The 10739-nt window shown below is 71.8% G+C and carries 10 protein-coding genes; 2 read left to right on the top strand and 8 right to left on the bottom strand.

Going from position 1 to position 10739, the window contains the following annotated elements; genetic code table 11:
• Both A8711_RS25680 and A8711_RS25675 read right to left on the bottom strand, forming a co-directional pair.
• A partial coding sequence (locus A8711_RS25680; RefSeq protein WP_141707692.1) for a DUF397 domain-containing protein occupies positions 1-78 on the bottom strand: 78 nt, incomplete at its 3' end.
• Positions 69-869, bottom strand: coding sequence for a helix-turn-helix transcriptional regulator (locus A8711_RS25675; RefSeq protein ID WP_069089588.1), 801 nt, complete (start codon positions 867-869; stop codon positions 69-71). The genes A8711_RS25680 and A8711_RS25675, both read right to left, overlap by 10 nt.
• A 157-nt stretch (positions 870-1026) precedes the next feature.
• On the opposite strand from A8711_RS25675, the gene A8711_RS25670 reads away from it, so the two are divergent.
• Both A8711_RS25670 and A8711_RS25665 read left to right on the top strand, forming a co-directional pair.
• A complete protein-coding gene (locus A8711_RS25670; RefSeq protein ID WP_043327123.1) occupies positions 1027-1272 on the top strand; it encodes a hypothetical protein in 246 nt (81 codons plus the stop codon).
• The gene (locus tag A8711_RS25665; RefSeq protein WP_043327125.1) at positions 1269-1616 is read left to right on the top strand and encodes a hypothetical protein; all 348 of its coding nucleotides are present in this window, start codon (positions 1269-1271) and stop codon (positions 1614-1616) included. Before A8711_RS25670 ends, A8711_RS25665 begins: the two co-directional genes overlap by 4 nt.
• A gap of 47 nt (positions 1617-1663) precedes the next feature.
• Here the strand turns inward: A8711_RS25665 and A8711_RS25660 are convergent, their stop codons facing one another.
• The 6 genes from A8711_RS25660 to A8711_RS25635 form a co-directional block, all read right to left on the bottom strand.
• Positions 1664-2977 (bottom strand): ABC transporter ATP-binding protein, encoded by a 1314-nt coding sequence (locus A8711_RS25660; RefSeq protein ID WP_069089587.1) that lies wholly within the window; start codon positions 2975-2977, stop codon positions 1664-1666.
• 158 nt (positions 2978-3135) lie between these two features.
• Positions 3136-5319 carry a bifunctional glycosyltransferase family 2 protein/CDP-glycerol:glycerophosphate glycerophosphotransferase gene (locus tag A8711_RS25655; RefSeq protein WP_069089586.1) on the bottom strand — a complete coding sequence of 728 codons (2184 nt, stop codon included), beginning with the start codon at positions 5317-5319 and terminating at the stop codon, positions 3136-3138.
• A 16-nt stretch (positions 5320-5335) separates the two neighbouring features.
• The gene (locus A8711_RS25650) at positions 5336-7372 is read right to left on the bottom strand and encodes a DUF5941 domain-containing protein (RefSeq protein ID WP_069089585.1); all 2037 of its coding nucleotides are present in this window, start codon (positions 7370-7372) and stop codon (positions 5336-5338) included.
• A complete protein-coding gene (locus A8711_RS25645) occupies positions 7369-8112 on the bottom strand; it encodes an ABC transporter ATP-binding protein (protein ID WP_030503547.1) in 744 nt (247 codons plus the stop codon). Before A8711_RS25645 ends, A8711_RS25650 begins: the two co-directional genes overlap by 4 nt.
• Positions 8113-8940, bottom strand: a complete 828-nt coding sequence (locus A8711_RS25640; protein ID WP_069089584.1) for an ABC transporter permease — start codon at positions 8938-8940, stop codon at positions 8113-8115.
• 66 nt (positions 8941-9006) lie between these two features.
• Entirely contained in the window at positions 9007-10377 is a 1371-nt protein-coding gene (locus A8711_RS25635; RefSeq protein ID WP_069089583.1) for an L-serine ammonia-lyase, read from the bottom strand.
• Between the last annotated feature and the right edge of the window lie 362 nt (positions 10378-10739).

Below are 10739 nucleotides of genomic sequence, written 5' to 3'. Positions count from 1 at the left end.
GTCCGCCACCTCCACGCAGTCGCCGCCGTTACCGCTGCTGCGGGTGCTCTTGCGCCAGATCGCGCCGGTCAACTCCATCGCTTCGCCGCCTCCGAAATCGCCGCCAGGGTCGCCCCGTGCGGCATCGCCTCCGCGCGGATGGACTCCCACGTCTGCCGAAGTGAGTTCACGTCCACCGTGCGCTCCACGATTGTGCCGTGCAACTGGTTGTCCAGGTAGCCCACGTCGTCACCGTCGGCCGGGGTCGCGAGCACGAAGGCACCGTTGAGCCCCGGATATGCCCCGGCCGTCTCCGGCACCAGGTGCAGGTGGACCCGGGGTCGCCGTGCCATCTCGATCAGGTGCTCCAACTGCTCCCGCATCACCTTCGGCCCGCCGACCGGTCGAGCCAGCACCGAGTGGTCGAGCACCACCACGAACTGCGGCGGCGTCGGGCCGTCCAGCACCGCCTGCCGGGCCAGCCGGGCGGCCACCTGCTGTTCGACAGCCTCGCCGACGAACTGCGCGGCCCCTTCGTAGAGCGCACGGGCGTACTCCTCGGTCTGCAACAGACCAGGGACCACCAGCGGTTGAAAGCTACGCAGTGAGGCAGCTTCCTGCTCGATGCTCACCCACTCGCGGAACCACGGCATCAGCGCCTCCTGCATCAGCGCGTCCCGGATCCGCACCAGCAGGCCGCCGCCGTTCAGCACCTCGTCGCACCGCTCGGTGAACTCGGCGCGCGGCGCGCGGCGGCACTGCTCGACGGCCGCCACCAGCGACGCCGAATAGCTCACCCGCTCGCCCAGCGCCTCCTGGGTAAGCCCCGCATCGGTACGTAACCGACGTAGCTCACCGGCGAACAGTTCCCACAACGGCACACGGATCATCTGCACACCTCTGCACACGGCTGCACACGGAAATCGGCCGGTCGGACGGCCGGGAAGGTGGGGGTGGAACGCCTTCCGACCCTAGCGGCGCGGTGACGAGACTGTCACGCAGTGGAATCGAATTCGTCCGATTCCCGCTACCGAGAGGAGTTGCGCCGTGCGACTGCGCTGGTTCCGCTGCCGGGGTGCGTCGGCACCGACACTGCCCCAGCGGGTACGGGGCGACAATCTGCCGGACTGGATGCGGCAACCCACCCGTCCACTCCCGACGATGGGTCCCGGCCGGGTCGGCAACCTCACCCCGGCCCAGCAGTGGCGGGCGAACGGCGGTCGCTGGCCGGTCCCGGAGCAGCGCGGCGGCGACGCCGGCAACCGGCGCGACGGCCACGAGGAGCCTCGGTGATCAGCCACCAGCTCGGGCAGCCGCCGGACGGACCCAAGCCGGATCGACCCCGGCCGTACCCGTTGCACGCCACCCCGCACACGCCGCTGCGTCCGATGTGGTGCTGCCGGGCGTGCGGCCAGCCGTGGCCCTGCCCGACGGCCCGTCTGCTGCTGCGCAGCGAGTACGAGGACAACCGGATCGGGCTGTCGATCTACCTGTGCGGGCTGCTGTACGAGGCGACGCGCGACCTCTACCGGCTGAACCCGAACGACGCGCCCGCCCCGGCCGACATGTTCGCCCGCTTCGTCGGCTGGGGCCCGTACCGCCGTCACCCGCCCGTCCCTCCGGGCGGCGGCTGTTAATAAGGGGCCCTTCCTCTACCGGAGGCGTTAACAGGGTGCCCTTCCTTTCACCGCCAGCCGACGTCGATGCGGTCGCCTCGCTCGTCGAAGAAGTGCAGCGCGTCCATCCGCACCTGCACGGCGAGCGGGTGCCCGGGCGACACCTGCGGGTACGGCGCGAGCCGTACCGCCAGTTCCGCCGGACGACGGTGGTGGCGGCCCGGGTCGGGCAGCACGCTGGTGCGGTTGCCGCCACCCCCGCCGGCCTCCGGTGACGGGGCTGACGCCTCCGTCGCGCGGCCGGTGAGCCGCTGCATCACCTGGTTGAAGCGGCGCAGGCCGCGCTGGCCCGGTGCGGCCTGCTCCACCTGGGTGCCCATCTCGTCGACCACGATCGCGGTGGCGCCGATGTCGAGGAACGCGAGCGACTCGTGGCCGTGGTGCTCCAGGTAGCGGATGCGCCCGTGCAGCACGTCACCGGCGGTGTCCGGGGCGACCGGGGTGAGCGCCTCGGCCCGCATGCCGACCACGATCCGCTCGCCGTGGTAGTGCGCCACCGCCCGGCTGCGGATGTCGTCCCAGGGCAGGTAGAGCGACTGCTCGCCGAGGTTCAGTGCGACGTACCGGTCGAGGTGCACGTAGACCGACGCCTCCAGCAGGTTCATCCGGGGGCTGCCCAGGAACGCGGCGACGTAGAGCGTGGCCGGCCGCCCGTACACCTGGGTGGGGGTGCCCACGTCCTGGAGCACGCCCTTGCGCATGATCGCGACGCGGTCGGCCATGGTCAGCGCCTCGGCCTGGTCGTGGGTGACGTAGATGGTGGTGACGCCGAGTTCGCGGGTGAGGCCGGAGATCTCCGCCCGCAGTTCGGCGCGCAGCCCGCTGTCCAGGTTCGACAGCGGCTCGTCCATGAGGAACAGGCCGGGCCGGCGCACTATCGCCCGCCCCATGGCGACCCGCTGCCGCTGGCCGCCGGAGAGCTGGCTGGGCTTGCGCGCGAGTACGTCGCCGATGCCGAGCGCGCTCGCCACGTCCTGGATCCGCTCGCCGCGCGGGCCGGGCTCGATGCCGGAGAGCCGCAGCGGGAAGCCGATGTTGTCGCCGACCGTCATGTGCGGATAGAGCGCGAAGTCCTGGAAGACCATGGCGATCTTCCGGTCGCGTGGCGGCAGGTCGTTGGCCAGCTCACCGCCGAGCAGGATCGCACCGGAGGACGGGTCCTCCAGCCCGGCGACCATGCGCAGCACCGTCGACTTCCCGCAGCCCGACGGGCCGAGCAGCACCATGAACTCGCCGTCGTTGACGTCCAGATTGATGGTGTCGACCGCGACTGTTCCATCCGGGAACACCTTGGTGACATCCTTGAGCGCGACGGTCGCCACCGCCACCTCCCCAGTTTTCTCTCCCCAAACCCGGGAATGACTGTGACCAGGATCATCTGATTCGCACATCGGGTAAACGTGCCATGTTCGGCTCGTGACAGTCCTATTAAGCGGTATTCGCCGGGCTCCGCAGTTAAGTGACCTGCCGGTAACCACTTTTACGGCATTTCGCCGAGGAACACGCGGCGTACCACGCGCTCGGCGGCGTGCCCGTCGTCCAGCGCGCAGAACCGCGACCGGAACGCCGCCCGGGCCCGCTCGGCCGCCTCGTCGTCGACCGCGCCGGACCGGAACACGTCGAGCAGCCCGGGGAAGTCCAGCGCGACGGTGCCCGGCGGCTCGGCCAGCAGGTCGAAGTAGACGCCCCGGGCCACCCGGTAGGCATCCCAGTCCGGCGCGTAGACCACTATCGGCCGGTCCAGCACCGCGTAGTCGAACATCGCCGAGGAATAGTCGGTGATCAGTACGTCCGCCGCCAGGTAGAGGTCCTCCACCCGGTCGTACGCGCTCACGTCCAGCACGCCGTCCGCCGCCGGTCCCCGGGGATGCCGCTCCCGGTCGTGGAAGTAGTGGCTGCGCATCAGCAGCCGGCCCCGGGGCCCGAGCACGTCGAGCATCCGGTCCGGGTCGAACGGTGGCCGCCACCCGGGCAGGTGCTCGCGGTGCGTCGGCGCGTAGAGCACCACGTACTCGTCGGGTGCGATGCCCAGCGCGGCGCGGACCTGGCCGCGCTCCTCGGCGGTGGCCAGCGCCAGCCGGTCGTTGCGCGGGTAGCCGACCTCGAGCGTGGTGTAGTCCGCCGGGTACGCCCGCTCCCACATCTGCGTGGAGAAGCTGTTCGACGTGATGCTGTAGTCCCAGCGGTCGACCCGGCGCAGCAGCCCGGCGAAGTCCATCCCCATCGCGCCCACCGGGTAGCGCTGCTGGTCCAGCCCCATCACCTTGACCGGCGTGCCGTGGTGGGTCTGCACGTGCACCGAGCCCGGCCGCTTGCGGACGAAGTCCGGGAAGTTGACGTTGTTGACCAGCCAGCGGGCACGCGCCAGCACGCGGTGGTACTCGCGGGTGCCGGCCACCACGTACTCGACACCGGGCGGCAGCGCGGCCACCCGGTCGCGGCGGACGATCCACACGCCGCGCACCTGCGGCGCGAGCCGGCGGGCCGCCTCGTAGATCGCCGCCGGGTTGCACGAGTAGCCCCGGTACCAGTAGGCCGCGTACACGGCGAGCGTCGGGTCGACCGGCCGGTGCAGCTCGGCCCGGTAGTACTCGCCCAGCGCCAGGTCACGGGCCCGCCGGGCGGCACGCCGCACCACCGGCGTGACCCGTCGCCGGGCCCGCCGCGCGGTCCGCCGGGCCGTCTCCGTCGCCTGGTGCGCCTCGCGCAACGCGCTGAACGTCCGCCATCGGCCGGCCGCCACCAGCCGGTGCTTGAGCCCTTCCGGGCCGGGCGGGACCGGGTAGCCCTCGGGCGGCAGGAACCGCACGTAGTCGGCGTGCATCTGGGCGAAGAACGGCGCGCGCAGCTCGGGCGCGATCCGGTCGCCGTTGCCGAGCACCGTCAGGTAGTGCCAGATCATCCGCTCGAAGACCGCCGGCCGCAGCCCGGTCACCCGCCAGCGGTCCATCAGCCCGAACACCCGGTGCCACTGGGCGAACACCTCGAAGTGCCGGTCCCCCCGGGTCTTCGTGATCGCGCCGGTGCGGCGCTGCCGGTAGTTCAGGCAGATCCGGTCGAGTACGCCGATCCGCCCGGCGGCCATCAGCGCCGGGTAGCTGAACGAGACGTCCTCGTACCAGCCCGGCTCGAAGCGCAGGCCGCGCTCGATCAGGAACTCCCGCCGCACCACCCGGTTCCACGCGGTGTGCAGCAGCTTCAGCGTCTCCGGCCGGTCCCGCAGCGCGAACGTCGTCGCGCCGGGCGGCACCGGGAACACCTCGCGCATCGCGCTGCGGGTGCCGATGTTGTTCCAGTGCGCCCGGACGTGGTCCACGATCAGCACGTCCGGCGCGGTGTCGCGGAGCCGGTCCGCGACGTGCGGCAGGCAGCCGGGCACCAGCCAGTCGTCCCCGTCGACGAACCACACGTACTCGCCGACGGCCCGGTCCAGCCCGATGTTGCGGGCCGGACCGAGCCCCACGTTCTCGGCGAGGCGCACCGGGCGGACCCGGGGGTCGCGCAGCGCGTACTCGGCCAGGATCTCGCCACTGTCGTCGGGGGAGGCGTCGTCGACGCCGATCACCTCGATGTCGGCGAACGGCTGGTCGAGGATCGAGTCGAGACATTCCCGCAGGTAGCCCTGCACCTTGAAGGCCGGCACGACGAAGCTGATCAAGGTCACCCCGGCCCGCCCTCCGTCAGCCCGGCGAGCGCACACCCCCACGGGCGCGGGCCGGCAGGACCACCCAGGCGAGGACCACGCTCGCGACAAAAACCACGAGAAGGTACGCACCGAGTGTAGCCAGAGCGATACTCGCATATCCGGCGATCAGCCCGATTGCCAGCAGCAGGGAACGCCCCGGCCAGCCCAGCGTGGCGGCGTGCAGCGGCGGAGCCGACTGCCGCTTCTCCAGCCGGGCGGTCAGGTCGTAGTGGTGCAGCGTCAGCACCAGCACGTACCCGAAGATCAGCCACGCGGGCGCGCGGCCCGCCACCCCGACCGCGATGGCGAACAGATACTCGGCGGCCCGCAACGCAGCCGGCACCAGCCAGTCCAGCGACCCCTCGTGCGGCGCCCGCGAAGCCTGCGCGGCGCCCAGCAGCAGCACCAGCGCGAGCACCGGCACCCAGACCGGCAGGTCGCCGCCGCCGTGCACCGCGAGCAGCGCCCACACCAGCGTCCCCGCCGCGCCGAGCGCGCCGAGCACCGCCAGCAGCAGCGGCCGCCGCGCGGTCGGCAGCGTCCGCGCCAGCACGCCGTCGTCGCGGTGCAGACCCGCCTCCACAGTGGCCATCACCGGCACCCGCATCCACCGCGCCCGCAAGGTCCGCAACCCCCCGGTGTACGCGAACGCCAGCGTCCCCCAGACCAGCACCGCGACCAGCGCCACCAGCGGCCCGAACAGCGCGGCGGCGATCGCGATAAGCGCCCACCGCTCCCCGATCGGGAACACCACAGTGCGCTTCAGCCAGTACGACACCGACCCGGTGTCCGCCTGCACTCGCGTCGACGCGGCGTTCAGCTTCCCGCCGATGCCGCCCGCGTCGGCGGTCACCACCTTGGGCCGCCGGGCCGCCTCGTCGTGCAACGCCCCGTACCAGGTGTCGGTCATGTGCCGCACGGTCTGCAACGTCATCGCGGCCAGCGCCAGCGCCCAGCCGTACCGGAACCCGGCATGCGTGGCCCCGAAGCCGAGACCGGCGTAGACCACGTACTCCTTGAAGCGGTCGGCCATCGTGTCCAGCCAGCCGCCCCAGGCGCTGAAGTGCCGGGTGTAGCGGGCCAGTTGCCCGTCCACGCAGTCGAGCACGAACCCCAGGTAGAGCAGGACCGCGCCAGCCACCAGCGCGGGCCGTCCACCGACGCCGAACAGCACCGCCGCGGCCACCGCGAACGCCACCGAGACCATGGTGACCCCGGTCGGGCCGATCCCGATGCGCGCCGCCGCCTTCGTGACGTACGGGGACCAGGTGCTGACGAAGAACGTGGTGAAGAAGTCGTCCCGCTCCTTCACCGACAGCTTCACCTCGGCCCGGTCCTCGTCGACAGCGGCCACCGCCGCCTCGGCCGCCGCCCGCTGCGCCTCGTCGCCGACCCGGTGCGCCACGAGCAGACGTACCCGCTGGGCGAAGATCAGCGTGCCCCGGGCGGCGAGGTCGGCCACGAGCCGGTCCACCGCGTTCCGCGGCCCGCCGTCCGCTGCGCCGACGCCCGGCGCGGACGCCGGGTCGGTCAGGCGCGCGTCCGGCGCGGAAGCCGCGTCGCTCAGGCGCGCGTCGGGCACGGACGCCGGGTCGTTGAGTCGCGCGTCCGGCGCATCCGGCGCGGCGCCTGCGGCGCGGCGGGCGGCGTCGGCGAGCGCCGGCAGGTCGGCCGCGCCCACCCGCAGCGCGCCGCCGAACACGCCGGTCGCGTCGACGGCGTCGACCTCGACCACCTGGCCGCGCTCCTCGCGCACGGTGGCCTGCCCGGGAGCGGGCGGATCGGTGAGCACCAGCGCCACCGTCGGCCCCACCGGGCTGGTCGCGAGATGCTTGAGTACGGCGGTGTGCGCCACCAGGTCCGCGCCGCTCACCAGCACCGGGCCGGTCGCGGCGGCCACCAGGTCGGCCAGCTCGGTCAGGTCGGCGGCGATACGCACGTCGTCCGCCCCGGCCCGGCGCCACTGCGCGGCCAGGCGTTCGGTGAGGTGGCCCGCCGCCGGGTCGGCGGCGAGCACGATCGCGAGCGTCACCGCTTCGCCGCGTCGGCGTAGGCGGCCAGCGCCTCGTCGATCGTCCCGTCGACGATCAGCCGTCCGGCGTCGAGGTAGAGCCCCCGACGGCAGAACCGGGTGAGGTCCTTGTCGTTGTGTGACACCAGCACCAGCGTGCGCCCTTCCGCGAGAAGTCGCTCGATGGTCGCATAGCACTTCGCGCGGAACTCCGCGTCCCCGACCGCTGTCACCTCGTCCACAAGCAGCACCGGGTGCGGCAGGTGCGCGATCACCGCGAAGCCCAGCCGCACCTTCATCCCCGACGAGTAGTGCCGCACCGACGTGTCGATGGCGCGTTCCACCTGCTCACCGGCGAACGAGACGATCTCGTCGAAATGTTCCCGCAGGTACGCCGACGACAGTCCGTGCAGCCCGCCCACCAGGTACAGGTTCTCCCGGCCGGTCAGGTCCCCGGAGAACCCGGCGGACAGTTCGAGCAGTGGCGCCACCCGGCCGTGCACCCGGATCGAGCCCTCGTCCGGGATGAGCACACCGGCGATCAGCCGCAGCAGCGTGCTCTTGCCGGTGCCGTTGCGGCCCACCACGCCCACCGTCTCGCCCGGTTCGATCCGGAACGACAGGTCACGCAGCGGCCAGAACCGGCCCGCGTCCGGGTCGCGGGCGCCCCGGTGCACGATCAGCTCCCGCAGCCGCAGCTGGCGGCGCCGGTTGCGGACGAACCGGATGCCGAGCCCGTCCGCCTCGATGATCGGGGCCATTCAGAGTTCCTTCAGCACTGCCGGTTCGAGGCGGTGGAACGCCCACCAGCCGAGCGCCAGCACCAACACGCTGCCGCACACAGTGATCGCGAGCAGCCGGGCGTCCGGGAACTCGTCCGGGTACCAGACCGCGTGGTGCAGTTGGAAGATCCCGACCAGCGGGTTCAGCTCGTACCCGATCTTGAGCCAGCCCGGCATGCCCGACTCCTGCACCAGGTCGAGCGGATAGATGATCGGCGTCGCGTAGAACAGCAGCCGGATGATCAGCCGCATGGTGCGCTCGATGTCGCGCATCAGCACGTTGCCCGCCGACAGCAGCAGCGCCAGGCCCACCAGCAGCACGAACTGCACCGCCACCGCCAGCGGCAGCGCCAGCAGGCTCCAGCCGGGGCGGATCTTCCCCTGACTCGCGTAGATCGCCGCGACGGCGACCAGGATCGGCAGCCCGGCCAGGTACTCGGCGAAGCGGCCGGTGACCCGCCCGATCGGGAAGATCGGCCGGGGCAGGTTCATCGTGGTGATCAGCCGGGCCTGCCCGGTGAGCGCGTTCGCGGCCTCGGTCAGCGCCGAACTCGCCCACATCCAGGCGAAGATCCCGGTGATCAGGAACAGCGGGTACGACCCGGCCGCCTCACCCAGGTGCCGCCGGGTCGCGCCGGAGTAGAGCACGCCGAAGACGAACCAGTAGATCAGGCCCATGCCGAGCGGTTCGATCAGCGACCAGAAGTAGCCCAGCACCGACTGCTGGTACTTCACCGCGAGATCCCGCCGGACCAGGATGCGCAGCGAGGTGCGGGCGGACCAGAGCGCCGCGACGCCTGACGTCACCGCATGATGGTCGCTTTGTCAGTAGCGCTCCCGGGCCGGGTGCGGGCCGGGATCACCCCAACGAGGTCAGCACTCGATCACGTTGACGGCGAGCCCGCCCCGCGCGGTCTCCTTGTACTTGACCTTCATGTCCGCGCCGGTCTCCCGCATGGTCTTGATGACCTTGTCCAGCGACACGTGGTGCACCCCGTCCCCGCGCAACGCCAGCCGAGCCGCGGTGATCGCCTTGATGCTCGCCACCGCGTTGCGCTCGATGCACGGAATCTGCACCAGGCCACCCACCGGATCGCAGGTCAGCCCCAGGTTGTGCTCCATGCCGATCTCGGCGGCGTTCTCCACCTGCTCCGGCGTACCGCCCAACGCCTCGGCCAGCCCGGCCGCCGCCATCGAGCACGCCGAACCCACCTCGCCCTGACAGCCCACCTCGGCACCGGAGATCGAGGCGTTCTCCTTGAACAGCACACCGATCGCGCCCGCCGCCAGCAGGAACCGCACCACGCCCTCCTCGGACGCGCCCGGCACGAACCGGGTGTAGTAGTGCAGCACCGCCGGGATGATCCCGGCAGCGCCGTTCGTCGGCGCGGTGACCACCCGCCCACCCGCCGCGTTCTCCTCGTTGACCGCCAACGCGAACAACGTCACCCAGTCCATCGCACGCAACGGATCCCCGCTACCGGTCTCCGCCTCCAAGCCGCGCCGCATCTCCGCCGCGCGCCGCCGGACCTTCAACCCACCCGGCAGTACGCCGTCACGGGTGCAGCCGCTCTCCACGCACTCGCGCATCACCCGCCAGATCTCCAGCAACCCCGCCCGCACGTCCGCCTCGCTACGCCAGGACAGCTCGTTGGCGAGCATCACCTCACTGATCGACAGACCCGTCTCGGAGGTGACGGTCAGCAGTTCCGCGCCGGTGAGGAAGGGGTGCTTCACACGGGTGCTGTCCGCCTTGATCCGGTCCGCCCCGGCGGCCGCCTCGTCCACCACGAACCCGCCACCCACCGAGTAGTACGTGCGCGCCCGCACCTCGTTCCCGGCCACGTCGTACGCCGCGAACGTCATCCCGTTCGGGTGATACGGCAACGACCGCCGACGATGCAGCACCAGATCCGCGTCCGGATCGAAGTCGACCCCCTGACTGCCGAACAGGTCGAGCCGCCGCTGGGTGCGGATCCGCTCGACGCGCGGCCCCACCGAGTCGGTGTCGACGGTCTCCGGAACCTCACCCTCCAGCCCCAACAGCACCGCCCGGTCACTGCCATGCCCATGCCCGGTCGCACCGAGCGAGCCGAACAGCTCCGCCCGTACCCGCGCCACGTCGGCGAGCTGCCCGTCAGCCTTCAGGCCCGCCACGAACGTACGAGCCGCCCGCATCGGCCCGACCGTGTGCGAGCTGGACGGCCCGATACCGACACTGAAAAGATCGAAAACACTGATCATTTGCTGCTTTCCTCGCCGTCGTCCCCGTTGTGCGGATCCGAGCCGGTGCGTGGGGTTGCCGCCCCCGCCAGGCGGGACGGCCGGCGCCCAGGGTGGGGGCGCCCGACCCGCGAGCCTACCCCGCCCTCGTGAATACCCGCCCCCACTCCGCCCCATGCCCGCCCGCGAGGAAGCGCTGCCCCCTCCGGCCCCCACTCCCCCCGCCGATCTTGGAGTTGTGGCGCCCGGATGGCGGCATTTACGACCTTCGTGAACCGCCACAACTCCAAGATCGCCGCACAGCGCGGCGGGAGAGCAGCTCCCGGCTCCCGGCTCCCGGCTCCCGGCTCCCGGCTCCCAGCTCCCAGCTCCCAGCTCCCAGC

It is taken from the genome of Micromonospora sp. II (assembly GCF_001709195.1).
GTDB lineage: Bacteria > Actinomycetota > Actinomycetes > Mycobacteriales > Micromonosporaceae > Micromonospora > Micromonospora chalcea.
The sequence above is the reverse complement of the archived record's forward strand: the minus strand, read 5'-3'. Positions and strand labels throughout refer to the sequence as shown.